Annotated in this window: 24 protein-coding genes and 1 other annotated feature; of the genes, 8 read left to right on the top strand and 16 right to left on the bottom strand. The window is 35.4% G+C overall.

Going from position 1 to position 26,582, the window contains the following annotated elements:
• Positions 1 to 251: 251 nt before the first annotated feature.
• The 5 genes from J6D32_RS00895 to J6D32_RS00875 all read right to left on the bottom strand — a co-directional run bounded on the left by J6D32_RS00895 (position 252) and on the right by J6D32_RS00875 (position 6,210).
• The gene (locus tag J6D32_RS00895; RefSeq protein ID WP_006785136.1) at positions 252 to 1,409 is read right to left on the bottom strand and encodes an alpha/beta hydrolase; all 1,158 of its coding nucleotides are present in this window, start codon (positions 1,407 to 1,409) and stop codon (positions 252 to 254) included.
• 70 nt (positions 1,410 to 1,479) lie between these two features.
• Positions 1,480 to 2,856 (bottom strand): MATE family efflux transporter, encoded by a 1,377-nt coding sequence (locus J6D32_RS00890; protein WP_238843595.1) that lies wholly within the window; start codon positions 2,854 to 2,856, stop codon positions 1,480 to 1,482.
• Positions 2,857 to 2,872: 16 nt separating this feature from the next.
• On the bottom strand, positions 2,873 to 4,042 hold the full coding sequence (locus J6D32_RS00885; RefSeq protein WP_009606369.1) for an aminotransferase class I/II-fold pyridoxal phosphate-dependent enzyme: 1,170 nt from the start codon (positions 4,040 to 4,042) through the stop codon (positions 2,873 to 2,875).
• Positions 4,039 to 4,518, bottom strand: coding sequence for an Lrp/AsnC family transcriptional regulator (locus J6D32_RS00880; RefSeq protein WP_006785139.1), 480 nt, complete (start codon positions 4,516 to 4,518; stop codon positions 4,039 to 4,041). The genes J6D32_RS00885 and J6D32_RS00880 overlap by 4 nt, the downstream gene beginning before the upstream one ends.
• Positions 4,519 to 4,566: 48 nt before the next feature.
• Positions 4,567 to 4,797, bottom strand: a binding site (T-box leader).
• Positions 4,798 to 4,854: 57 nt separating this feature from the next.
• On the bottom strand, positions 4,855 to 6,210 hold the full coding sequence (locus J6D32_RS00875; RefSeq protein WP_009606370.1) for an MATE family efflux transporter: 1,356 nt from the start codon (positions 6,208 to 6,210) through the stop codon (positions 4,855 to 4,857).
• A 289-nt stretch (positions 6,211 to 6,499) separates the two neighbouring features.
• Here J6D32_RS00875 and J6D32_RS00870 point away from each other — a divergent pair, with 289 nt between their 5' ends.
• On the top strand, positions 6,500 to 6,655 hold the full coding sequence (locus J6D32_RS00870) for a hypothetical protein (RefSeq protein WP_006785141.1): 156 nt from the start codon (positions 6,500 to 6,502) through the stop codon (positions 6,653 to 6,655).
• A gap of 29 nt (positions 6,656 to 6,684) precedes the next feature.
• On the opposite strand, the gene J6D32_RS00865 is transcribed toward J6D32_RS00870, so the two are convergent.
• The gene (locus J6D32_RS00865) at positions 6,685 to 7,824 is read right to left on the bottom strand and encodes an AI-2E family transporter (protein ID WP_237701252.1); all 1,140 of its coding nucleotides are present in this window, start codon (positions 7,822 to 7,824) and stop codon (positions 6,685 to 6,687) included.
• Positions 7,825 to 7,883: 59 nt separating this feature from the next.
• Positions 7,884 to 8,165 carry a DUF503 domain-containing protein gene (locus J6D32_RS00860; protein ID WP_006783643.1) on the bottom strand — a complete coding sequence of 94 codons (282 nt, stop codon included), beginning with the start codon at positions 8,163 to 8,165 and terminating at the stop codon, positions 7,884 to 7,886.
• Between the two features lie 150 nt (positions 8,166 to 8,315).
• On the opposite strand from J6D32_RS00860, the gene J6D32_RS00855 reads away from it, so the two are divergent.
• Both J6D32_RS00855 and J6D32_RS00850 read left to right on the top strand, forming a co-directional pair.
• On the top strand, positions 8,316 to 8,471 hold the full coding sequence (locus J6D32_RS00855; RefSeq protein ID WP_006783642.1) for a hypothetical protein: 156 nt from the start codon (positions 8,316 to 8,318) through the stop codon (positions 8,469 to 8,471).
• Positions 8,472 to 8,534: 63 nt separating this feature from the next.
• A complete protein-coding gene (locus tag J6D32_RS00850; protein ID WP_055164740.1) occupies positions 8,535 to 9,674 on the top strand; it encodes a DEAD/DEAH box helicase in 1,140 nt (379 codons plus the stop codon).
• A 40-nt stretch (positions 9,675 to 9,714) separates the two neighbouring features.
• Here J6D32_RS00850 and J6D32_RS00845 read toward each other — a convergent pair whose 3' ends face one another.
• From J6D32_RS00845 to J6D32_RS00835, 3 genes are all read right to left on the bottom strand, one after another.
• Positions 9,715 to 10,710 carry an aromatic acid exporter family protein gene (locus tag J6D32_RS00845; protein ID WP_006785636.1) on the bottom strand — a complete coding sequence of 332 codons (996 nt, stop codon included), beginning with the start codon at positions 10,708 to 10,710 and terminating at the stop codon, positions 9,715 to 9,717.
• 12 nt (positions 10,711 to 10,722) lie between these two features.
• The gene (gene cls / locus J6D32_RS00840; protein ID WP_009606477.1) at positions 10,723 to 12,177 is read right to left on the bottom strand and encodes a cardiolipin synthase; all 1,455 of its coding nucleotides are present in this window, start codon (positions 12,175 to 12,177) and stop codon (positions 10,723 to 10,725) included.
• A gap of 120 nt (positions 12,178 to 12,297) precedes the next feature.
• Positions 12,298 to 12,744, bottom strand: a complete 447-nt coding sequence (locus tag J6D32_RS00835) for a YaiI/YqxD family protein (RefSeq protein ID WP_006785634.1) — start codon at positions 12,742 to 12,744, stop codon at positions 12,298 to 12,300.
• Positions 12,745 to 12,942: 198 nt separating this feature from the next.
• Here J6D32_RS00835 and J6D32_RS00830 point away from each other — a divergent pair, with 198 nt between their 5' ends.
• The 3 genes from J6D32_RS00830 (at position 12,943) to J6D32_RS00820 (ending at position 15,908) form a co-directional block, all read left to right on the top strand.
• Entirely contained in the window at positions 12,943 to 13,791 is an 849-nt protein-coding gene (locus J6D32_RS00830; RefSeq protein ID WP_006785633.1) for a DegV family protein, read from the top strand.
• A 76-nt stretch (positions 13,792 to 13,867) separates the two neighbouring features.
• Positions 13,868 to 14,284 (top strand): hypothetical protein, encoded by a 417-nt coding sequence (locus J6D32_RS00825; protein WP_006785632.1) that lies wholly within the window; start codon positions 13,868 to 13,870, stop codon positions 14,282 to 14,284.
• A gap of 184 nt (positions 14,285 to 14,468) precedes the next feature.
• Positions 14,469 to 15,908 (top strand): alanine/glycine:cation symporter family protein, encoded by a 1,440-nt coding sequence (locus tag J6D32_RS00820; protein ID WP_006785631.1) that lies wholly within the window; start codon positions 14,469 to 14,471, stop codon positions 15,906 to 15,908.
• Positions 15,909 to 15,939: 31 nt separating this feature from the next.
• Here J6D32_RS00820 and J6D32_RS00815 read toward each other — a convergent pair whose 3' ends face one another.
• From J6D32_RS00815 to ade, 3 genes are all read right to left on the bottom strand, one after another.
• Positions 15,940 to 17,052, bottom strand: coding sequence for a radical SAM protein (locus J6D32_RS00815; RefSeq protein ID WP_129821374.1), 1,113 nt, complete (start codon positions 17,050 to 17,052; stop codon positions 15,940 to 15,942).
• 93 nt (positions 17,053 to 17,145) lie between these two features.
• The gene (locus J6D32_RS00810; protein ID WP_006785629.1) at positions 17,146 to 17,571 is read right to left on the bottom strand and encodes a hypothetical protein; all 426 of its coding nucleotides are present in this window, start codon (positions 17,569 to 17,571) and stop codon (positions 17,146 to 17,148) included.
• Between the two features lie 87 nt (positions 17,572 to 17,658).
• Complete coding sequence (gene ade, locus J6D32_RS00805; RefSeq protein WP_155229208.1) at positions 17,659 to 19,398, bottom strand: adenine deaminase; 1,740 nt, start codon at positions 19,396 to 19,398, stop codon at positions 17,659 to 17,661.
• A 174-nt stretch (positions 19,399 to 19,572) separates the two neighbouring features.
• On the opposite strand from ade, the gene J6D32_RS00800 reads away from it, so the two are divergent.
• Both J6D32_RS00800 and J6D32_RS00795 read left to right on the top strand, forming a co-directional pair.
• The gene (locus J6D32_RS00800; RefSeq protein WP_009606439.1) at positions 19,573 to 20,664 is read left to right on the top strand and encodes a DUF3810 domain-containing protein; all 1,092 of its coding nucleotides are present in this window, start codon (positions 19,573 to 19,575) and stop codon (positions 20,662 to 20,664) included.
• A gap of 70 nt (positions 20,665 to 20,734) precedes the next feature.
• Positions 20,735 to 21,418 carry a TIGR00266 family protein gene (locus J6D32_RS00795; RefSeq protein WP_006785626.1) on the top strand — a complete coding sequence of 228 codons (684 nt, stop codon included), beginning with the start codon at positions 20,735 to 20,737 and terminating at the stop codon, positions 21,416 to 21,418.
• A gap of 23 nt (positions 21,419 to 21,441) precedes the next feature.
• Here the strand turns inward: J6D32_RS00795 and J6D32_RS00790 are convergent, their stop codons facing one another.
• The 3 genes from J6D32_RS00790 to J6D32_RS00780 all read right to left on the bottom strand — a co-directional run.
• Positions 21,442 to 22,173: a hypothetical protein gene (locus J6D32_RS00790; RefSeq protein ID WP_006785625.1), complete on the bottom strand. Its 732-nt coding sequence runs from the start codon at positions 22,171 to 22,173 to the stop codon at positions 21,442 to 21,444.
• A 5-nt stretch (positions 22,174 to 22,178) separates the two neighbouring features.
• Positions 22,179 to 24,716 carry a UvrD-helicase domain-containing protein gene (locus tag J6D32_RS00785; protein ID WP_147633337.1) on the bottom strand — a complete coding sequence of 846 codons (2,538 nt, stop codon included), beginning with the start codon at positions 24,714 to 24,716 and terminating at the stop codon, positions 22,179 to 22,181.
• A gap of 413 nt (positions 24,717 to 25,129) precedes the next feature.
• On the bottom strand, positions 25,130 to 26,582 hold a 1,453-nt coding region (locus tag J6D32_RS00780; protein WP_287467169.1), incomplete at its 5' end, for an MATE family efflux transporter.

Genomic DNA, 26,582 nt, shown 5'->3' with positions numbered 1-26,582 from the left:
TATTATCTCCTCGTTTTATTGTCTAACTTTTACCTGATGAGCTGGGCAGAGTGATTTGAGATACAAGTAAATGTTTTTTACCGTTATAAATCTTAATTATCATTTAATATTAAAATATATCATGAGTAATGACTTTAATTTCATCTCATAAGCTATGAATTATCTTATTTTTTTCTGATTTCCACTATGGCTAACCGATTATATTTCAATATCGGAAAAATCCCGTTACTTTCCATTATTAAGCACTCTTTTCAATTCACTTCATTCAATCCGGCTTCATCCTTTATTTCTTTTGTTGGATAAACCTCATTAATAATTTGTTTGATAAAATCATTCATGGATGGTTCATCTTGTGTTGAAATATAATGAGCTGAGTGACTTAAGATGAGATAATCCTTTTTAGGGGCTTGGAGTTTTTGAAACCATTGTTGTAATAAGTCTTTTGAACAGATATAATCATCGACTCCTGATATAAAATAGATTGGAATTTTAAGGTTTGTCATGTCTTCATCAAATTGAACCGCATTCAATTCAGCCCATAAGTTACTTTGTGTTAAAACCTTATGTGATGTTTTAAACAACGTTTCATAAGCTTCCTTTATACTTAAGTCAGGTGATGAGAAGGCTTGAGCAATCCATTTTGAAATATTGAGTCCCGCTACACCATCGTGCATTTTAATATAAGCTCCACTATTAGTAATTGCTTTCGTAAAAAGTTCTTGATGCGCTACCTTTTGATAAGGCGGGTATCCCATTTGTTTCAGTGCTAAAACTAATTCATTCGCCCCAATACTTGCGTATTCATCGATAAGCCATTCATACAGTTCTAAATCAGATTTAGATGGATTGACGACTTGTCCAATGCCAAAATATGCTTCAATGAGCTGCGGAATTTCTTTTACTAAGTTCATTCCGAGAACAGTTCCCCAAGAAAATCCAATTACATAAAGTTTGTCTTTATTAAACGTTTCTAATAAATAATTGATTAATTCTTTTGCATCTTGTTGCAATTGTGTTAAAGAGACATTTTGACTAGTCAAGGTCTCATCATAGCTCTTTCCTGATCCCCGTTGATCCCAATAAACAGCCGTACAATGTGTCAGCAAATCTTGATTTTGTCCACGTGCACTAATCCCATATGGAACAGATAAGCCAGGCCCACCATGTAAATATAAGCACAGTGGTTTACTTTGACTCATCCCTTCGATTGCAATGTATTGCGTCACACCTCCTAATTCTATTTCTCTTATTTCACTGATTCCACCGCTATCAATGATTTGATTAATTTGACTTTGAACGTGTCGCTGTTCAATTCGTCGATATGCTAAAATTCCTCCGATTAAAATAACTCCCAATACGACAACCGCGATGATTAGTTTAATGATTACTTTGTAAATACGACGTTTCAATGTTGAAATCCTCCCCTTTAATTCATATTACAATTTATGTTAGAACAACCAAAAAAAGCACTGAAAAATTTCAGTGCTTTTCGCCTTTTGCTAGTTCTAATCGCTTCATTTTTTTAAATTGTTTGACTAAGAAATAGAGGGTGATTGAGATTGCTAATGTATCCGAAATGGGTTGTGCCAACCAAACACCATCTAATCCTAAAAAAGGAGGTAAAACTAAAAGCAAAGGAACTAATAAAATAAGTTGTCTCAATAAACTTAGAATCATAGCAATCCGTGCTTTTCCAATGGACTGAAAATACGTGGATCCAATAATTGAAATCGAGACAAATGGAAACATGAATAAATAAATCCGAATCCCTTTGACTGTAATCGCCATCAACTCTTGATCACGATTAAAAAGTGAAATCATCATTTCTGGGAAAAATTCAATCACAATAAAACCTATGGTTAAAAAAGCAGACGCCATTAAAACAGAGTATAAAAAGGTCTGATTCGCTCGATGGTATTCACGAGCTCCATAATTGTAACCAATGATTGGTTGTGCTCCTTGATTAATACCGAAAATCGGCATTAAAAACATCATCGAAATGGAAGAAATCGTCGCAAAAGCTCCAATGGCTAAATCACCACCGTAAGCTTTTAACGTATTATTTGAGACCACTTGAACTAAACTCGCCGCTAATTGCATAGCAAATGGAGCTGATCCAATTGCGAGGATACTTTTGACTAAATTAGACTCAAGCTTCAAGAATTTTGATTTAAACGTCAATCGTGATTTTCCCATAACAAAATAAAGTAACACCCAAATAGCAGTTGTAGCCTGAGAAATAACAGTTGCGATAGCCGCTCCTTGAATTCCCCATCCTAATCCAAAGATAAAAATAGGATCTAAAATAATATTAATGATGCATCCAACAACCATCGTTAAAGCAGCCATTTTGGGGTTTCCATCTGCTCTAATGTTACTGTTTAAAGAGTAGCCCATCACATTAAAAATCGTTCCATATAAAATCACTGTAATATACCGATCGGCATAAGGCAAAGTGCTTGAACTTGCCCCAAATAAATTTAAAATCGGCGTTTTAAAAACAAGGCCAAGAACCGTCAATGCTAAAGCGATAATGGTCGATAAGGTGATATTATTTCCTATTAAACGCTCTGCATTTTCTCGCTCCCCCTGCCCTAATTTAATCGAGATATTAGCGGTACTTCCAACTCCTACTAACATCCCGCAGGCTAGAATAATGGTGGTAATTGGTAGCGTAATGCCAACACCTGTTATGGCGAGTGAACCGACCTCGGGAATATTTCCAATGAAAATACGGTCTACCACATTATACAGGGCATTAACAATCATCCCTACGATAGCAGGAATCGAATATTGAATTAATAAGCGATAAACCGGCTTTGTCGCTAACTCTTCTTGATGTTTCAAAAGCTTCACCTTTTCTTTTGTTTAATTAACGTGTTGGATTTTGTTTTAAAAAACGTTCAATTCGAACTAACGCCTCCATAATATTTTCCATAGATGACGCATAACACGCACGAATATATCCTTCCCCACAATCCCCAAAAGCATTACCTGGAACGGTTAAAACTTTTTCTGATCGTAATAATTTCTCACAAAACTCATCCGATGATAATCCCGTTGATTGAATACACGGAAAAACATAAAAAGCTCCTAATGGTTCAAAGCAATCAAGACCCAACTTTCTAAATCCATTCACAAGGACTCGACGACGACGATTGTATTCTTTAACCATCGTCTCAACACTATGATCTCCATTTTTCATCGCTTCAATCGCAGCATATTGCGAGGTTGTTGGGGAACACATAATCGCATATTGATGAATTTTTTTCATGGCATTGATTAAAGTTGGATGACCGCAGACGTATCCAAGTCGCCATCCTGTCATCGCATACGCTTTTGAAAATCCATTAATCACCAATGTTTGATCTTTCACGCAATCAAAACTTGCAATGGAAACGTGCTCCTTTTCATATGTTAATTCCGCATAGATTTCATCCGAAATAATAATGATGTCTTTATCTTTGACAACCTCTACGATTTTTTCAAGTTCGTCACGTGTCATAATCGCTCCCGTAGGATTATTAGGAAACGGCATGATTAAAACTTTTGTTTTAGGCGTGATCGCGGCTTCTAATTCTTCTGCAGTTAATTTAAATTCGTTTTCAGCCTTTAATTCAATCACAACAGGTGTGGCTCCAGTAAATGTCGTACATCCTTTGTATGCGACAAAACTTGGTTCTGGAATGATGACTTCATCACCCGGACCAACAAGTGCTCGAAGTGCAAGATCAATCCCTTCGCTCCCTCCTACGGTTACTAAAATTTCATCCACCTGATAGCTTAAATTAAAACGGCGATGTAAATAACGTGAAATTTCATGACGCAATTCCATGAATCCAGCATTCGAAGAATAATGGGTATGACCTTGTTCAAGTGAATAAATTCCCGCTTCACGAACATTCCATGGAGTCACAAAATCAGGCTCGCCTACTCCTAAAGAAATCACACCTTCCATTTCATGCACCATATCAAAATACTTTCGAATCCCAGATGGTGGCATTTTTTTTACATTCTCTAAAATCATATTTTCTAATCTCATAAAATCACAACCTCACGATCATCAAATTCCTGGTCTTTAAAGATGGTTCCATGATCTTTATATTTTTTTAAGACAAAGTGTGTTGAACAACTTAAGACATATTCTTGAACGGCTAATTTTTCAGAAACAAACATCGCCACTTGCTTCATCGTTTTTCCTTCCACAATGACCGTTAAATCAAATCCACCTGACATCAGGTAACAAGCACGCACTTCATCAAATTTATAAATGCGTTCTGCGACACTATCAAATCCTGCTCCACGTTGTGGTGTCACTTTTACCTCAATTAACGCCGTCACTGTTTCATGACCCGTATTCTCCCAATTGATAAGGGTTGTATAGCCTGCAATAATACTTCGCTCTTCATAATCTTGAATCGCTTCGCGAACTTCTTCTACTGTTTTACCGGTCATCACGGCAATTTGCTCGTCGGTATATCGACTATTTTGTTCTAAAATCTCTAAGATTTCTTCCATCATCTTTCCTCCTAGCTCAAATGAAAATAAAAAAAGTCCTTCATCCCAAAAAGGGACGAAGGACTACTTCGCGGTACCACCCTAATAAGTAATTTAAATTACCCACTCAAGTCCTCAGTAACGCGAGGGAACGTCTTAGCCTAATTAAAAAGACATGCTTTTTAGTTCTCAGCTAGCGACTCAAAGACTGCTTCAACCTAGATGCTTTACTAACTTCCACCACCCGTTAGCTCTCTAAAAAAGTTGACTAGATTTACTCTTTCTTATCATAATCTTTAACTATTTTACCTTATTATAGCTAGAAAGAGTCTGAAAAACAAGTCTATTTTAGAAATTTTATGCCATTTCACGAACCATATTATTTATCCATTTATTTGAACGGAAACGACGACTAATAATTAAATAACGGATTACTTCTTCACATGAAATAAGGAAGATGACATAGGTAATCGGCCATTTAAAAATAAAGGCTCCAATGATTCCAAACGGAATTCCAAAAATCCACATGCTTAAACCTTGAACAATTGAACCGTATTTTGCATCTCCACCTCCACGTAAAATTCCAACAATTTGAACACCATTATAAACACGTGGCAGCATAAAAATAGCAAAGATATACAAGATTTGAATCGCATTTTGTCGCACAAGATCTGAAACCTTATAAATTCCAACAATGGCTGGTGCAAATAAAACAAGACCAACCGCCATGACGACCGCAATAATTAACGCGAGGCGAATAATCTTTTTAGCGTAAATAATCGCTTGCTCTTCTTGATTTGCTCCAATTTCGTTTCCAATGACCACTACAGAAGCATGGGCCATTCCAAAGACCACAATCATAAATAAATTCATAATCGTCGTCGTAATTTGTGTCGTAGCAATGGCATTTACTCCCATTCGACCATAAATGATATTATAAGTAATATTTGTTAATCCCCAACAAGCTTCATTCAAAACAACAGGTAAAGCTGCTTGATATAACATCCCCGCCATTAGACGATCAAATGTAACGAGTTGCTTGAATGATAAGTTTAGTGGTTTAACTTTTAAGGCCACGACGATGATGATAATAAAACATTCGACTAATCGAGCCATTAGTGTTGCGATGGCCGCCCCTACTACTCCAAGTGCTGGGAATCCAAGTAATCCAAAAATTAAAATTGCATTGAATACGCCATTAATGATTAATCCAATTAAACTTCCCCACATCGGTAATGCAGTATTTCCAATACTACGAAGTGCACCAGCAAATACAAATGAAATAGCCGTCGCTAAATAACTAAAAATAGAAACACGAAGATACTCACTTCCAAAACGGATAACATCTGGATCTGGATTAAATATTTTAATAATCGATTCTGAACCAAAGAATCCAATCACGGTGAAAATAACAGCAAAAACTATTCCTGCTGCTAACCCGAGTTGTAAAACTTTTTTAACATTCTCTGTGTCTTCTTTTCCCCATAATTGAGCGATTAAAATCGAGCATCCTGCTCCAATTCCCATCACAAGTAAACTATATAAGAAATAAAACTGATTCGCAACACCAACAGCTGCAAGTTGGACTTCTCCTAAACTTCCTATCATCATCGTATCTAACATATTTAACGATGATGTAATCAAGTTTTGTAAGACAATTGGTATTGCTAAGATAAATAATCGTTTATAAAATTTACGATTGTTTTTTGGCATCTTACCCCTCATTTCTAACTAAAATTAAACTCTTGCGAACCGTTTTCTTTATTTTCACATAGAAAAACCCCCAATTTGAAGTTTGTTCAAAGTGGGGGTTCAACACTTGTAAAAATTAAAAAGATTTTATTCGCAAATTCCACATCATTCTATCAAATAATCAATTTAAATTCAAGTCCTATGTCAAAATTTTATCTTTTTCGTTCTATTTTACTTGTTTTATATAGTCAGGAATCAAAAAGTTCGTTACAATTAGGATAAGAATTTTAAGAGATAAGGAGTTTTCATCATGAATCAATCCACAACTAAACAATCTATTCAAGATTTATTAAATAAAAAGAAACAACAAACAGCTAATCAAAACAATCATATGATTCCGAGTCGTGAAATGGTAAAAGGTCAAAAAGGCAAAAGTAAACGACGCAAAGCCGGTATTTTAGGATAAAAAAAGCCCTCGAGATTCGAGGGCTTTTTTTATTCGTCAGACTCTTCTTGTTCGCAAACTAGAATTGTTTTGTCATAATAGTAGTTAATCGCATTTGAGGCATATAATTTTAAAACTCCCATAATCGGAACACCTAAAATCATCCCAACAATACCCATTAACTTCCCTCCAACCGTGACGGCTAATAAGGTGAAGAATGGATTTAACCCCATCTTTTGACCAACCACTTTTGGATCAATAATTAAAGACTCTACTTGTTGGACAATCAGTAAGAAAATCAGGGCAATGATTGCCACGATGGGATTATAGAATAAATTAATTCCAACGGCAATCAGTGTTCCAAAAATAGGCCCAACAAACGGGACCATATTTGTTAATCCAAAAATAACTCCTAAAAGGACGGCATATTTAGCACCCATCAAGGCGAGTCCAATCGTTGCGCAAATCCCAACGAAAATGGAATCAATGGACTTTCCAATTAGATATTTACCGATGTTTTCATGAAATAATCGTGAAGTCTGCAATATGTATCCCGCATTTTTTGGGCGAAAGATAATATAAATCAACTTTTTAGACATCTCAGTAAATTTTTCTTTTTCAACTAAAATATAAATGCTAATAATAAAAGCTAATAGAACATTTCCTGTTAAGGTCACGGCACCATAAGTGATAGACACCAATGAGCCGATTGAACTGGTCAAGATTTCAGTCACTTTTGGAATCATACTTAACAATTGTGTTTTAAACTCATTCAACTCTCCAAAATCAAAACCAGACATTTGATTGGTCCACCCATTAATCCAGGTTTGAATTTCAGTTGCATAACTTGGAATCTGCTTGATTAAATCTGAGGCACTATGATAAATGACAGGGAAAATAAAACTAATCATCAAGTAACACAGGAGTAAAAAACCAAAATATGTGAGACTAAGACTTAGATTACGTTTCACCTTAAATCGTTTTTCAATAAACATCATCACCGGATTAAAAATATATGCGATTATAAAAGCTAATAAAAAAGGAGAGAGTGTCGCTAGGATATCTTTAAAACTAGCAAAAAATACTTGATAATTATCCACCATCTTAATGATAATATAAGCGCAACTCACAAAAAATAAGCCCTTTATAAATGAAATTCGTTTTTCTAACCACTTTTCCAATTTAATCACACCTTGTTTAAGATGTATCAAATTATACTATAATTAGAAATGAATGACAATTTAAACCATTATAAAATTTCTCTTTCTATCCCAATTATTTCTGTTTCATAATTTGATTCAATAAAATTAACCACTTGATCCAAAATCGCATCGATTTGTGAAGTAGAATTCGACCCACACGTGATTCCAAGCGTAATGGTCTGATGTTCATCAAGTGTTGCAAACTCCTTAACCGATATATTAAATTTTTGACGTGTTTTGGCTACGATACTTCTCACAAGCATTCGTTTCTCTTTTAAACTACGCACCCAAGATGCGGATAAGACGATTTCAAGATAACCAATTTTCATTCTTTCACCACAATCCTTTCAAACTTACCCTTAGAATTTTACTTTTTTCGACATTTCATACGAGAAGAATAGATAAAAAACGTTAAATATTATAAAATAATAGGGTTAAGACTATTTTAACATTAATTTTTTAGTTTAGGAGATACCAAGATGGCAACAAAAAATATGGATTTAATGAAACAAATTATTGAACAAAAACGTCAAGGAACAAAACAACAAGATAAATTAAAACGTCCGGATAAAACGATTGGAGAACCTCGTAAACGTATCAAACGACATAAAGGTGGAGGATTATTCGATAAATAAATCGAGTTTTTCCACGCTTTAATTTATGATTACTTAGACACACTTACCATTAGGAGGAAGCCCATGTCTATTACATTTGAAAATTTAAATTTAGATTCACGTATCATTGCGGGATTAAACAAACAAAATATTAGTGTCCCAACCTCTATTCAACAAGAGGCCATTCCTGTTATTTTAAATCATCAAGATGTGATTGCCCAATCACATACAGGAAGCGGAAAAACATTAGCTTTTGTCGCCCCCCTTTTTGAAAAAATTGACACGACAAAACGTGAAATGCAAGTTTTAATCTTAGCACCTACACATGAGCTAGTCATGCAAATTGATGCTCAAATCAAGTTACTAGCAGCAAACTCAGAAATTCCGGTGACGTCTACCACGATTATTGGGGGCGCAAACATTGATAAACAAATCAAAAAATTAAAAGAAAAACCTCATATCATCACGGGATCATGTGGTCGTATTTTAGAATTGATTAAAAAGAAAAAAATTACGGCTCATACCCTTAAAACCATCATTTTAGATGAAGCGGATAGTCTACTTGATAATACCAATACCAAAACGATTCAAGATATTATTAAAACAACACTACGTGATCGTCAACTTTGTCTATTCTCAGCTTCAATTAGTGAGAATACGCAAACACTTGCGACGTCTTTAATGAAAGAACCTGTTATTTTAAAAACTGCAGATGCCGTCGAAATGAATCCAAATATTGCTCATTTCTATTTAAAAGGTGAGCGTCGTGATAAATTCGAATTACTTCGCAAATTGATTGTTGCCGAAAACCCAGAACGTGCTTTAATTTTTGTAAATCAAAACGATTCGATGCAAGAAATTGCTGAAAAATTAAATTATCATCAAAAAGAAACATTCGTCATGCGTGGTAACATTCAAAAAGAAGAACGCAAACGTGCACTAGATCTATTTAGAAGTGGAAAAATCAAATTATTAGTTTCATCAGATTTAACGGCTCGTGGTCTTGATATTCCAGAAGTCACACACATCATTCACCTTGACTGTCCGGCCAATCCAAATGAATATTTACATCGTGCGGGTCGTACGGCTCGTGGGTATGCAAGTGGAAAATCAATTTGTATCATTACAGATAAAGATTTAAGTACATTGAAAAAATATCAAAAGAAATTTAACATTCAATTTAAAGAAATGAAAGTTTCACACGGTCAATTTATAGAAGCATAAAAAAAAGTCATTGAGCAAGGTCTCAATGACTTTTTTTTATTTACAAACTCTGTGGTCCAAATTTCAAACGTTGTTGTTCCGTCAAATTTCGAACAAAATGGCATTTAATTTCAAGGAGATATTGCAAATCATTTAAATATTGGAATAATAAGGCTCGATTTTCAAACTCTTCTCGTGTTTTAGGTAACTCTTGATTACGACATTGAGTTAAAACATCTTGTGTCATTTGAATTAAATCTTCTGCAGGATTATATTCATGTAAATTAAAAGCAATATGTTCCGTTAAATCTGCAATTAAACTCGACTGTTCGACGGTCATTACCACTTTTCCAAGCGTCTGTCGCATACTTAAAAGCACCTGATATTGCATGAAGCGCATATCCATATATTGAACATAGTACGTCATTTCATCTAATAAGTAATTTTCTTTGTGCAACATAGCTCGATCTCTCGCTTTTAGCAACATCTCCTCCAATGTTTGAAATAAAAATTCTTCATCAATCGCCACCGATTGACTTGAGGTCGTTCCCGCTAAGCACAGCAGAACAATTCTAAATTGCTCTTCTATTTTTGCCTGATCTTCTTTAATACGGGGTTGCATTTTTGGCATATAAAGATTAAATAAAATAGCAATTCCTGCCCCGATGATGACTAAAAAAAACTCATTCGCAATTAAAGAGAGACTAATATATCCCTCTCCTAAGAGATGTGTGACCAACACTGAACTCATCACAATGCCATCGCTTAATTTATAGGAAACAGCCAATGGAATAAAAATCAGTAAATATAATCCAAATGCGAACGCATTAAAGCCAATGAGTGAGAATAAAATCCCACTAATCATAAGCGCTAAGCAAGTCGAATTAAATCTAGACCATGCAATTTCAACAGACTTTCGCTTCGTGTTTTGTACACTTAAAATCGTGATAACCCCTGCAGAAAGCGCATATTTAAGCCCGAAAAAGTTAGCTAAAATAATGGCAATGGTTGCCCCGACAGCCGTTTTTATGGTTCTCATACCAATTTTCTTTCTCATTCTTAATCTCCCCTACATTAACATTGATAATAATCGATAAATCGATTCTTCAGCTTTCATAACCCAAGATTTATTGCGTTCGTATTCAAAATCAAGCAAACGGCAATTTTGTTGATCAAATTCAAATTGTTTAATTAATTGCTTCGCCATCTGATCATCATAGATAAAAGCTGTGATTTCAAAATTAATGCTAAAACTTCGAACATCCATATTAACAGATCCAACTGAACTCATTTTTCCATCGATGATAATAATTTTGGAATGTAAGAACCCTTCATAAAAATAAACTTCAATTCCCGCTTCAAGCAACTCTTTAATATAAGAAGTGGTTGTTCGATGCACGAAATGATTATCCGGAATCACTGGAATCATGATTTTAACATCTAAACCAGAATGAGACGCAATTTTTAACACATGTAAAAACTCACTATCTGGAATAAAATACGGAGTTTGAATCCAGATACTCTTTCTTGCACTCATAATTAATTTAATAAAAGCAGCACGCATATGGTCTGTTTTTTGATCAGGACCATCCGTAATAATTTGTAGATAGGTTTTAGTTGTAATGGTTGGCGCTTTAAAATACAGGTTAAGATTCTGTTCAATCTGTGATACATCTGCTTCATTTTCCATGACGGCAAAATAATCTTTTAAAAATCTCATTTGAAGTAACGGAACAGCCTCTCCCTCCACTCTAAAATGGGCATCACGCCATGGGCTATACTTAGGATTAAGCGATAGATACTCATCACCGATGTTCATCCCACCCATGTATCCAATTTTCCCATCAATCACGACAATTTTTCGATGATTTCGATAATTCCAATTTAATGTGAAAATTTTCAATTTAGCTGGATAATGCTTCACAACGATTCCACCTGCCTCAATTAAAGGCTTAAAAAAAGAGGCGGGAGTCATGAAACTTCCTCCATCATCATAAACTAATCGAACTTTAACGCCCTCTTTTGCTTTTCGCGTTAACGCAGATAATAAGGCCTCTCCACTTTGGTCACCTCGAATAATAAAGTACAGAATATTAATCGTTTCTTTAGCTTCGTTAATATCTTGAATTAAACGTTCGTATTTGGCCTTTGCCTCTGAAAAAAGTTCCACCTCATTATAGGTTGTTAAAAGACTATGATTATAATTTAAATTAAATTGAATTAAAGATGAAAACGGATGGTTTTCTTCATCTAACGCTTTAAATCTTTCCATTTGATTAGCGACGTTTGATTCATGATGATTTTGTTCAATCTCATCGACAAATGTTCTTTTTTCTTTAACAATAGGTCCATGCCCAAATAATAAGTATAAAATAAATCCGATTAAAGGGACAAACATCATGAGCATTGTCCAAGCAATAATAAAAATAGGCTCTTCCCTTCTTCGGAAAATCATCACTAAAATAGCTCCTAAATTCAAAAAATGAATGAGGGTGAGCGATAGTGCGACGATTAAAGCAATCATATTAAAACCTCCATCGTTCATTCATTTCCATTTCATCTAAAACGTCATAGATGATGATAAAAACAAATCAAATTCCTTACATATTATATCGTATTTGAATAAATTTTGTAAGATTCCATTTTAATTTGTCGTCGTTAATCTAGACAGTAAGCTCTGAAAAGAAGTTTTAAACGCTAAGTCATCGTCTCGTGTTCGTTTCGCTGGCCCTTTTAATCTTCCGCCTGAATTTCTTATTTTTTGAGAGAGATGTCGCGCAAATAGGAGCTGATCAATATTTTGTGTCGTATACTGCATCCCACTTTGATGGATCACGTAAGCCTGCTTGGTTAACCCCATCGCCGCTAATCCATAATCTTGAGTCACGATAATATCGCCTTTTTGAACATGTCGCATCAATTCAAAATCCGTTGCGTCACGCCCTTTATTTACCATAATTGTTTTAATCCCTTCTCGATTACAAACATGTGCAGTATCACAAATTAAGATGACAGGGATGTTATAAGGCGCAGCTAGATTAATCACAAGGTCTGTCACTGGACATCCGTCTCCATCAATTAATATTTTCAAAATTCCACATCCTTTTTAACGTCGTTTTTTATCCGATGATTGATTTATCTTTTTATTTCCTCATTGTACGTCATTTCACTCAAATCTCAAAATATATTTGCATTTTTTGTTAATTTTTTCTTTATCTTAAGTTATAATATTGGTTATTAATTAGTATCCCTGTTTCTTTTATTTTTATCTCATTTTAGGAGGATCCTTATGTCAATTAAAGTGATTACAGATAGTACATCTTACATTCCAAAGGAAATTCAAGAAGATTTAGATCTTTCAATTGTCTCGCTCAATATTATTGTTAAAGGAACTAGTGAACGTGAATTGGATGTCAACTTAGACCAATTTTATAGCCACCTAAAAGAGCTCAATGAAATTCCAACCTCTTCTCAACCCACACCTGATGAAATGTTAGAAACATTTGAGTCATTGGTTCGTAACGGGCACGATATTTTCGGAGTTTTCTTATCTTCTGAGATGAGCGGTACCTTCTCAAATGCCCATATGATTCGTGACTTAGTGCTTGAGAAATACCCTACTGCCAATATTCAGCTGTTTGACTCAATGACTAATTGCATGCAAATGGGTTATATTGCAATAGAAGCGGCAAAAGCAGCAAAAGCAGGGGCTTCAATGGATGAAGTCATCGAAGTTGCGACACAAGTGAAAGAGCACAGTCGTTTCTTATTTACGCCTGAAACACTTGATTACTTAAAAAAAGGCGGACGTATTGGAGGGGCTTCAGCTCTATTAGGGAATATTTTCCAAATAAAACCAATTTTAACAGTCGAAGACGGGAAAACAACTGTCTATACAAAAGTTCGAACGAAGAAAAAAGCGATTCAAACCTTTATCGATAAGTTTAAAGAAGATTTAACGTCTCGCGAGCTTGGAGGCGTTATTGTTCATCATATTAACAATGAAGAGGATGGATTTCTTCTCGCTCAAAAACTTGAAGAAGAGTTAAAACAACCGGTGGGATTACAATCTATTGGACCTGTCATTGGATGTCATGTTGGACCTGGAAGTATTGGGATCGCCTATTATACAAAATAAAACTTGCCCACGCTTTAGTGAAATGATATAATTCAAAAGTTATGGAAAAATAAAGATTGCGAAGTGAGATTAAGTTATGAAAAGTTCAGCTATTGAAAAGCGTATTGTTAAAATCGATCATGTGATTGCTGCGATGAATGTCGCTAAAAAATATCTTTCAAATCATGAAGAAATCCAAAATGTTATTTTAGAATTAAATCGTGAACGTCAATTATTAGTCAATGATTTATATCGCGATGATTTAATTGCTTATGAAAATATTCGTGAAGAATTAGAAGATATCGTCGGATTTGAATTAGATGCAGAAGGACAAAAAGACTTACTAGAAAAAATTAAAGAAGCTTTTGGACGTCAAGCTGCGACGGATGGAAAAACATCAACAGGATTAAATGCTTGGTTAAAGAAATTAAACGTGGAGTATACTTGGCAAAACAACGACGACTCAGATTGGGCAACATTAGTGGTTACAGGACTTGGTATCTTTAAAAAATAAATGAAAACCTTAAGGGCTTCCTTAAGGTTTTTTTGTTAACCATAATCTAAAAATTTTCCATTTTGACTCATTCTAATTTTTTACTATTAATGGTTTAAACTTACATTTTCTTTCATTTTAAGTTATAATAGAAATCGGAGTGTCGAAAAAAATTGGATTTTGATAAGTAAAAAAGGAGGCCAATATGGAAACTATTCAAACAATGGGAAACTCGATTTTAGATGGATTAAATAATTTGATTAGTGCTGGTAACACGTATATCGGAAGCTATCTGTTAATTGTCCTACTGTTAATCGCTGGTTTCTACTTTAGCTTTAGAACAGGATTTGTTCAATTTAGAATGATGAAAGAGATGATTCGACTTCTAGGGGATGGAGTTGGAAAATCTAATAAAAATGAAGATAAAATCTCATCTTTCCAAGCCTTTTGTATTAGTACCGCTTCTCGCGTTGGAACTGGAAACATTGCTGGCGTTGCCCTTGCAATTGCAGTCGGTGGACCAGGTGCTGTCTTTTGGATGTGGATCATTGCTTTAATCGGAGGAGCTTCAAGTTTCATTGAAAGTACCTTAGCTCAAATTTATAAAGTAAAAGATGAAAATGGGGCGTATCGTGGAGGTCCTGCTTACTACATTGAAAAAGGATTAAACAAACGTTGGTTGGGTCTTATCTTCTCTGTTTTAATTACTATTACCTTCGGATTTGTCTTTAATGCCGTACAAGCTAACACGATTTCTGAAGCCTTCCAAACAGCCTTTGGAATGGACAAACTAGTGATGGGACTTTTATTAGCAGCTGTGAGTGCTTTAATTATTTTTGGTGGTGTTCACCGTATTGCTAAAGTTTCAGAGGTAATCGTTCCTATTTTAGCAGTGGCTTATGTTTTAGTAGCCATTGTAGTGATTATCTTAAATATTAAAGAAATCCCTCATGTTTTTAACTTAATTATCTCAAATGCATTTGACTTCTCTTCATTTGCATCAGGAGCCTTTGGTGTGATGTTCATTCAAGGGGTAAAACGCGGTTTATTCTCAAATGAAGCTGGAATGGGGAGTGCGCCAAATGCAGCTGCAACAGCTGAAGTCACTCATCCGGTTAAACAAGGGTTAATTCAGACATTAGGTGTTTTTACCGACACGATTTTAATTTGTAGCTGTACCGCTTTTGTTATTTTATTATCCGGTTCATATACAGATTCTTCCTTAACAGGAATTCAATTAACGCAACATGCCTTAACTTCACAAATTGGAGCTTTTGGTAACTACTTTATTGCCTTCTGTATTTTATTATTTGCTTTTAGTTCAATTATTGGAAACTACTATTATGGAGAATCAAATATTGAATTTATGAGTACGAAGAAAACTTATTTAATTGCTTACCGTATTATTGTAGTGGCAATGATTATCTTCGGATCATTAACGAAAGTAGCGATTGTGTGGGACTTAGCTGACTTATTCATGTCATTTATGGCTATTGTAAACCTCATCGCTATCATATTACTTGGACACTTCGCTATTAAAGCATTGAAAGACTATACAGAACAAAAGAAACAAGGAATTAAAGAACCTATCTTCAAAGCTTCTAATATTAAAGGCTTAACAAATGTGGATGAATGGCAAGACTAAAAAAGGACGTGATTAAATTCACGTCTTTTTTTTAGATTTGATATTGTTTTAAAACTTGCACTAGTCTAGCTCCGTTAATCATTTTGGTATTAAACTGAGGAATTTCAACTACTTGATTCATACTCTCAAGCATGGTGTTATAGGCTAATGGTCCGATTACACAACGCCCAATAAAAGGAGAATAGCTTTGTAAATGAACAGCCATATACGGACGCATTCGTCTCATATCATTTAATTGACGTTCTAGCCACTGATTCATTTTAGGTGTCAATTCTTCTCCACTCTTTGGCTGATGAGTACTTACATAGAGTTGAAGTCTTGACCCATGTTTAATCAATGGTAAAATAAATCGATCACTGACGACTTTTTCTAAATTAGTCGCTTTAAGAGGCGTCACAACCCCAAATAATAACCCTTGTGATTTTAGCAAATCAAATGTTTCAAAAATCTGATGATATAAGCCTGGATTCACCTGCTCTTTCATCTCATTCGCTTCCCCTTCAAGCACGATCATCGGCAACACATTCCCGAGATTGACAAGGCGCTGGCAACGCTCTGTGTTCATTGATGTCCCATTCGTAAATACAATAAACTCAACATCTGAATATTTCTCATACAACTTTAACAACCCATCATTTAAAACAGGGTCTCCCCCACTTAAAATAATCAAATGAATTCCAATTTCTTTTGCTTCGAAGACTAATCGATCAATTTCACTTAATGGCATCGAGAACGAGTGGTCATGAGGGTAGTAACAATCCTTACAGTTTAATTGACAGTCCATTCCAATATCAAGCATCAATGCATACGGAATTTGAACTTGATATTTTTGACTTGCCTGTTCTCGCTTATTGATGCCTTCCCATGCTTCTTTAACCGCGATATTTTGTAAAAAGTGGTTTAATACATTTTTATGCGTATTATACACCATATTTTTAATATACCGTTTAATCGAAGGATGGCTATCATAATACGATTTTATTTCTTTAACGGTTTGTTGAATTTGAGGATCAGTAATGAAATTTTGCGACATCTCATATAGTTTATCTACCCCATTTTCAGGATCCTCTTTTAAAACTTCGACAATATTAGCCACAATAAAATTTGTCGGCAATAAATTCATATTATTTAAAAAATTTAGCATGATTTCACCTCATTTTTTCTTACGTTGGTGACCTAGACTCTCTCTTAATTATATTGTCGAAACAAATAAAACATGACCTATATTTTTATGGATTTAATAAAAATTGACATTATGGTAGTCGACATCTACTTCAACTGGCTGCGTTTTATTATTCAGAAGGAGATCCTTTAAATATTCATACACATACTGTCTAGCCTCTGACTCTTGGACCTCAAAAAAGATAAACACAAAACGAAGTCGCCTGCCATTTATCTTTTGGACATCGTAAGACACCCCTGCTTTAAACGGATTGACGGCCACGACATAATTAATTTCCTCTTGATTATCACTTAATGAAGCTAAATGATGAGCAACAATACAGGCTTCATTAATGCCGAACCAATGATGATATAAATCATTCACCAAATTGGCACTTTCTCCATCTTGATAATATTGAATAGCTTTTGCATTTCTTGCAAATTTTTCAATAGAAGAGGTCTTATGATTTAAAATGACCACTTGTATGGTTTTAATATTCATCGTCTCTCTCCCTCCTCTTTTTAAACCGGCCCCCATCAACTTATTATATGAGCCATTATAAAAAGTGTTCGCTATAGCGAACACTTTTTATGAGACAACAGAAATAAAGTCAAATTTCATCACATCAAACAAACCTTTATCTGTTAATTTAATTGCCGGAATAACTGGTAGCGTTAAAAACGAAAGCGTCAAAAAAGGATTAAAATCAAGACTTGGTGCAATCATTTCAATGGCTTCATGTAATAATTTTAATTCTTCAATGACATCACATGCGGCGCGATTGGTAATTAAACCACCAATTTCTAGTGTTAAAGAAGCTAATACTTTTCCTTCACAAACCACGATAATGCCTCCACCCATTTGTTGCAATTGTCTTGATGCAAAGAGCATCTCTTCATCATTTGTCCCACATACAATTAAATTATGTGAATCGTGTGAAATGGTCGTGGCAATGGCACCTTTTTTTAACTTTAAGCCTTTGAGCACTCCCAGTCCAATGTTATTCGTCAAATGATGACGTTCAATCACCGCCACTTTTAATAAATCACGTTCCACATCGGAATGAACTTCATCCGTCACTCCTAATTCTTGTAAGTTAAAACACTGATGAATCGTTTCTAATTTATTTGGAATTAGCTCAATCACATTTAATATTTCTTTATCACGGCACGAAATTTTGAACGACTCAAATGTTAACGTTGGTAATTTTACCGTGTTTTCAAACGTCTTAGTTATTTTTGAGTTCCTATTCTCTCCTACCTCTAAAACACCTTGATGAACGACACGAATCCCTTTTTTGTAAACCGAATGAATGTTAAATGAATCTAGATCATCTAAGATAATAAAATCGGCTATAAATCCAGGGGCAATGGCACCATATCCGTCTAGTTTATAACACTCCGCTGTATTTAAGGTACACATTTGAATGGCTGTTTCAATTTTTAAACCATGTTTAACCGCTACTTTAATGGAGTGATCAATACTTCCTTCTGTCATTAAATCATCAATATGTTTATCATCGGTACAAAAACAAATACGTCGGCTGTTGGCGATGCTTGCCACTGAAATTAATTTTTCTAAATTTTTAGCCACACTTCCTTCGCGCATTAACACATACATCCCACGACGTAAACGATCAATCACTTCCTCAGCTGTGTGACATTCATGATCCGTCGTAATTCCTGCTGTGACATAAGCATTGAGCGTCTTTAAATCAAAACTTGCGCCATGCCCATCGACCGTTAAGCCACACTTTCTCGCATCCATAATTTTTTGAATCATGTCATCCTCTCCATGGATAACAGCTGGAAAATTCATCACTTCCGCTAATCCAAGAACACGGTGATGAGCGTATAAAGGAGCTAAGTCTTTCGCATAAAGATTGGCTCCTGAATTTTCAAACCCCGTCGCCGGAACACAAGAAGGAAGCATCACATACATATCAAACGGAATGTCCTCGCTCAATTTAATCATCAATTCAATCCCCTCAACCCCTAGCACGTTCGCTATTTCATGTGGGTCCGTAATCATCGATGTAATCCCATGCTTTAATGCTTCCTTATAATATTCACAAGGTGTCACAAGCGATGACTCAATATGAGCATGCGCATCAATTAATCCAGGACAGATAAACTTCCCACTTCCATCCACTTCACAATTTCCTTGATATTCCCCAATTCCAACGATATGGCCCTCGTGGATGGCGACATCAGCAACAAATCGATCATTTTGAAACACATCAATAATCGTAATATTTTTGATTACCAAATCACATCTGATTTGATGACTAGCTGCTTTAATTTGATTCACTAATTGAACTTTCCTCATCATCTCACCTCTAGAAGTTTTCTTACTAGTTAACCATATGTGATAAAAATTGTCTAGTATTTTGTCTCATTTTCACAATGATTCGACAAATCATCTTCCTGAATTACCTCATTATTGGTATGTCATCCTCTTTTTGTTATAATAGAAAGAAAGCTAGATAATCGGAGGTTTTTTATGAAGCGTTACTTGACACCACTCATCTTACTCTGCCTGTTTCCTCTATCACTTTTACTCATCTTCATGGCCAAATCTAACCCTACCACGCTCACAGCACTCTACTCTGAACGGTTTAATCAATGGGTCGTTGAAAAATTAAGCCAGCTAACTGGAATACTTCCTTTTTCGTTATTTGAATGGCTCATTTATTTTTTAATCCTAATGATTCTTGGATACTTTGGTCTAACGTTGTATCAAGTGGCAATGTATCCAAAAACTTGGTGGTCCATCATCGGGCGCTTTTTCCTTCATCTTTTAAGTTTTGCCAGTTTATTATACTTTTTATTCACGATTTTATGGGGGCTCAACTACTATAAAACACCCCTAGAAGAAACCTTACAGTTAAACTTGAGCCCTCGGTCAGTCGAAGAATTAGCTCTCCTTTATGATTATCTCATCAATCAAACGAATGAAACTAGAACTCAAGTGTTCGAAAATGAAGACGGTGTCTTTACAATTAACGAAACTGTCTCAGAAATTTTTAAGCGCGCACCGCTTGGCTATGCAACAGCTGCAACAACTTATCCTTTTTTAGGTGGGGATTACGGGCTTCCCAAAGCAGTCTTTCTCTCAGATTTAATGTCTTATACAAACATTACAGGAATTTATTCTCCCTTTACGGCAGAAGCCAATGTCAACGTTTCAGTTCCAAAGAGCACCCTTTTATTTACCACAATGCATGAAATGGCCCATCAACGTGGGTTTGCGAGTGAAAATGAAGCGAACTTCATCGCCTACCTCACCTGTATCGCTCACCCTGATGTTGATTTTCAATATTCAGGCTACTTAAATGCCTTAAATTATGTCAATCGTGCTTTAGCACTTGTTGATCGTGAAACACTCATCACCTTAAACGAAAAATTATCCGACGGTGTACGTCGTGATTTAAATGATCAACGCGATTACTGGAAACAATACGAAGGAAAAGTTGAAGAAACCTTCACCCAAATGAATCAAACGTACTTAAAACTAAACGGTGTCAACGATGGGGTTCAAAGTTATGGTCGTGTGGTCGACTTATTACTAGCGTACTATGAACCTATAAATTAGTTGACCTCTTGTTTCACTTTGCTTTTTGTGGTAAATTATGGTTAATAAAATAAAATGAAGGAGGCTCTAAATGAAAACATCTATTTTCGGAAACGATTTACCTGGTGTTTCAATTGTGTTAGATAAAGGAGAGAGTGTGTACACCCAATCAGGTGGTATGGCTTGGATGGACAATGGGATTACAATGAATACTAACATTAAGGGAGGCTTAATGAAAGGGATTGGCCGCATGTTTTCGGGTGAATCTTTATTCATGGCAACCTATACCTCAAGCCTTCCAAACCAAGAAATCGTCTTTGCTTCAACGTTTCCTGGTAAAATCATTGAACTTGATTTAGTTCCAGGACAAGATTGGATTTGTCAAAAAAGTTCATTTTTAGTCGGTGAACCTGGCGTTAATTTAAGTGTCGAGTGGACTAGACGTGTATCGGCTGGTTTATTTGGTGGCGAAGGTTTTATTTTACAGCGATTATCCGGTCATGGAAAAGTCTTTTTAGAAGTCGCTGGAAGCGTGGTCAAACGTGAATTAAAACCCGGTGAAGTCATTAAAGTTGACACAGGCAATGTCGTTGGATTTGATCGTCAGGTCAAGTATGAAATTGAAACCGTTAAAGGATTTAAAAATATTTTCTTTGGAGGAGAAGGTCTCTTCTTAACCAAATTAACAGGACCCGGAACAGTTTATTTACAAACCTTAACCATGCAAAATGTAGCAAGTCGTTTACTCCCCTTTATCCCTACTGGAGGAAATTAAAAAGAGCTCAATCGAGCTCTTTTTTAATAGGCTAGTCTTTTTAATCCCGACGTGGTTTTAATCAAGATTTTGTCATGTTGTGGCATCATGAATAGCACGTCCTCTTCAATCACCGTGACTTCTTGTGTTAACAGATGACACTGTTTTAACATTTGATGGTCTAAGAAGTAAATGAGATAGCCTTCTACAAAAAAACTCTCACATTGAATCGGAAAACTGACTAAAAGCTGTTTGTCTTTCATCACCACTAACTCCTGTTCACAACTAACAAATAATAAATCTTGATGTTGAGCAATGCTTTTAACACCTGTTGTGATTAGTGTTTGATTGATGATGTTTGATTCACAGCAAAGATTTGACTCCTCATCCACATAATAAATCTCATCTGCCAGTTCAAGTAGTCTTGAAGACATTTGAGGCGCTTTTCTTTGGATTAGGTGTTTCAGTTCTGCCACTCCTTGCTCTAGCTTTTGAAATCTGTTGGCTTCTTCCTCACTTAGTTTTTGAAGTTGTGCCACTGATGAATAAGCACTCATCAACTGGTTCATTTCATGATTTAAGGCTTTAATTTTTTGCGTCCCGTTTTGTGACAACTCCACAATTTCTTCAAGCATGACCATTTCAACGAGTTCATCTAAATTTGATTTTAATGTTTCCAATACTTCTTTAAATGATGTCACTTTATGATCTAACACTTCAATTCGTTTTAACGTTTTCTCAAACGTTTTAATTAAATCTAAAAATTCGACGTCCATTTCCCTCACCCTTTCATTTCATCAATACATTCCATTAGGTGATCGATGACTTGTGTTCGCTTAGTTAAATGAATGGCATATAACTTATTAAAACGGCGAAGCCACGAGACTCGCGTTGGTTGTAAATAGACATAACTAATCACGTCTTCAATGCCAAAGGTTAATAATTCTTCTTGTATTTTTTCAAACGGACAATCTTGATAAACCAATGCCTGTAAATAGCGGAGCACATCTTGCCCCTGTCTAAAACAGTTTGCCGCCTGTTCAAATTCTTTTAATTTTAAGAGCTCGATTCCCGCTTCAATATGCTGCCCTTCTCTATTTTTCATCAAAGCCTGACACCGTTTAATATCATGTTTCGCCACCTCTAATTTCGATAGCTCGTACTCGGTAATAGCCTGTTCATATAATTCGCGACGTTCGTATAATGTTGCTTCTTTATAGAACTGATTATCACTTGAAATTTGACTTAGTTTTAAAGCCGATTCATCAAACTCAGAAAAAATTAAGAGTTCATCACTCAGATACTCAAATAATGACGGCGGCATGTCCTCTTCTACAAAACATAAGTGCTGACGAGCCCTTGTAATCGCAACATACAATAAATTAAAGTAATAGCGGTATTGATTTTGATGCATCACATCGGTATTTAAGATGGTTTCCCAAAGCGATTTAAACTTAGACATCACATTATAACAAATGATGTAATCTTTTTCGATTCCTTTAATTTCTTCAACCGTAAAGACGGCCCCTTTCACTTGGGTTAAACGCTCTAAATTCCGTTTTTCAGCTTCATCTGGCACGACGATCGCAACATAATGTCGATTTAAGCCCGTCTCAATGAGCTTAATGACATTTTGAGGATTCGTGCTCTGTAAATAATAAACCGCATGTGAAAGACCACGGATAGCAATTTCATGATAATCATTTTTTTTATTTAATCCTAAGCGCTTGATCCGAAGATCCACGACTTTATTCGCTAAATCTACGACCTCTTTTGTGCTACGATAATTTTTCACCAGTTGATGTTTCAAAAAACCTAAATGGGTATTCGATGTTTTCATAATGCTTTCAACGCGTCCTGTATGAAAATAAGTAGGTCGAATGGTTTGATTAATATCTCCACTAAATAACAGTTGATTACGATTTCGTGACAAGCGAATCAAACAATAAATTTGAATCTCCGTCAAATCTTGAATTTCATCAGCAATGACATAATCAAATAAATTCACTTCTTTTTTGATTATTTTTTGAAGCAGCGCTCTTGATAGATCGTTCTCATCCACTTTTTTCTCATCATCTAAAAAGAACTGATAACGCACCGCTAACTCATACAACAGTTCACGTTGTTTTCGTTCGTACACACAATACTGCTCATCAAGTGAAAGATAGATCTCTTTTTCAATCATTTTATGTGTGAATAAATACTCATCAAGCAGTTGATGCATAAGCATAATCGCTTGTAGGGTATAGCGATCTAAATAATGTTTTTTTGCTTCATATAAGGCATCAGCATGTAAGATTAACACGTCATTTTCAACATGAGCTAAGCCTTTTTTCAACATCACTTCCATGACCTCTGACGGATATGGAAAATCAGAAATAGGGATGGCATAACGAATCCATTCTTTTGGAATCATTCCTTTAATGATGCCCCGAATTTCTTTCCACAAATCATAAACATCTAATCCGATTTGTTTAATTAGCATCGGTTGGCGTTCAATTGCCCATAAGCGAAATGCTTCGTATGTCATCATTTGATACGCTCGAACCTCTGTGGAAACAAAGTGATTGTAGTGAAGAAATTGAACCCGTTTTAAAATATCATCCGCTTTCACCTCATCAGAATCTTCCACAATTTTTTTGAATAATTTAACTGCATCTTCAACTAAATAAGAAGAATACGTGAAATAAGCTAAACGAATCGGTTGCAAGGCAAGTAAATACGCTTTATGAATATTAATCGTGGTTTTTCCACTTCCGGCACTTCCGAATAAAAACGTTGGCGACTCAGTTGGCGCCAGACATTGAAACTGTTCATCATTTAAATAATAAATCGCCTTTTCATCTCGATCGTCAAGTAACTGATTCATCGTTTCGACGTTTATGACTCTGGTAATGATGACATTAGGATCATAATCAAAATTTTCATATTGTTGATCAATGTAGGCATCGACTACCTCTTCTTCAGAAGATACAACCTCAATCCTATCTTCTTTGATTCCAATTTGTCGTCCTCGCATTGCCTGATCATCATGATGACAATAATCTAAAAACAAAATGGCTTGTCGGTACTCACTTCGAACACGATTTGTATCAAAGGTAAACAAGATCCGATCACCTTTATTAATTCGAAGCTTAAAAATACGCAACCCATTGCGATTATGTTTAATTTCACGCACAGACACGCCTCCACGCATCGCAGACATGTTAAACTTATATTCTACATAATCTTTCACGAATTGACTCATTTTTTGCAACACAAATGTTTCTTTACCACGAGGGATATGGCTCAAAAACATTTCAGTTACTAATATTTTCATCACCATTCCCCTTTCTACCTTTTTACTTCTTTTTCTACTTGATTGAAACTGAACTCTATTTCACACTCATGAATCTATCTGAGGATTTAAGCTTTTTTGAACCTAAGGTATCCTATCGTCCAAAGCTTACTTCACTAAAAGTGGAGTAACTCATGCAAAGAATCCCTGACAAAGAACACAACAGGCTCCCTACACTATGTGGTTCACTTAGCTCATAGGTTATCCCCTTCTTAGCTTCTAGAGAATGACTAACCTGCTCTTGAAAAGGCCTTCTCCACTGATAGTTCAAAAATTTTACAGTTTTACAAAACTAATCTGAACTTATCTATTTTATCAAATATTTCAATCGTTGTATATCATCGTTGTTTGGCTTCTCATATAAAAAAGGCATCCGTATCGGACGCCTTTTTGGTTTATTCTATCTTTAATTTTAATTCCTGAGAACTTCGTTCACCTTCTCCTTCAAGAGTTGATGGGGCTTGTTTTAAATAAAGACGCTGACGTTTTGAAAGATAGAAATAAATACCTGCCAGTACGAGACCCTTGACGACACTACTTAGTGTAATCGCCCACCAAACCCCATCAATTCCTAGTACATGAGGTTGTCCTATCACATAGGCGAGTGGAATACGTGCACCGGTTAAGATAATTCCGACAATGGATGGAATGTACGTACGACCTAATCCATTAAATAATCCTTGTGTCGTAATCTCAATACACATAAATAATTGCGAATACCCTAAGATTTTTAAGTACATTTTTCCCTGTTCAATAGCCTCTGCTTCTGGTAAGAAAAATGAAAAGATCGGTTCCCCAAAGAAGACAAGAAGAACGGTTGCAAAAACACCAAGACCTAGTGCTAAAAGCATTGTCGTTTGATAGCCTTTTTGAATTCGATCAAATTGTTTTGCTCCATAATTTTGTCCAACAAAGGCACCGAGCGCCGTTGAAAATCCTCCTGCAGTCATCCAAGAAATCGATTCGATTTGAGATCCAACTTTTTGAACAGCAATTGGAACAGCTCCATAAGCGGCTACCAATCGACCAAGCACCATTGAAATACACGTGAACAATCCACTTTGAAGCGCTCCTGGAAAGCCGATTTTACAGATGATTTTAATGAATTTTATATCAAACTTTTCAAATAAGTTCACTTTTAAGTAGGCTGCTTTACTGCGTAAAATAATAACTAAGAAACATAAGCTAACCACTATTTGAGCACACACCGTTGCAATGGCAGCTCCTAAAACACCCAGCGCCGGAATAGGTCCAAATCCTAAAATTAAAATTGGATCAAAAACAATATTGAAGATTAATCCAATGGTATTGATCATAAATGGCGTTTTACTATCGCCTGATCCGTTAAAGATAGCTGTAAAAACAGGGTTGATAAAATAAAAAATCATTCCAATAATCATAACCTCTAAATAAGTATAGGACATTTGAATAATTTCCTCATCGCCTAAGTTAAAGAAGCCAATTAAAGGTTCTTTAAAGAAGAACAGAACCATCATATATAAAACAGCTAAAATGAGATTAATTTGTATAGCACTTCGAACATAACCTTTTGTTTCTTCGTATAAATGAGCACCTATTGTTTGTGAGACCTTAATTTCAGCTCCAATTTTTGAAATCATAATAAATGCCATCGCTAACCAGGTAAAAAATCCGGCCGTTCCAACAGCCGCTACTGCACTACTTCCGACACGACCAATCCAGATCATGTCGGTCAGATTATACGCCATTTGAATAAATGAGGTTCCCATTATGGGTAAAGCTAACTTTACAAGCGTTCCAATAATATGACCCTTTGTTAAATCAAGTCTTTTCTCCACTTTCTTCACCTTCTTCTTTATGATGAAACCC

Source organism: Turicibacter sp., assembly GCF_017941855.1.
Classification (GTDB): Bacteria; Bacillota_I; Bacilli_A; order MOL361; family Turicibacteraceae; genus Turicibacter; species Turicibacter sanguinis.
This window is presented reverse-complemented; position numbering and strand designations above follow the sequence as displayed.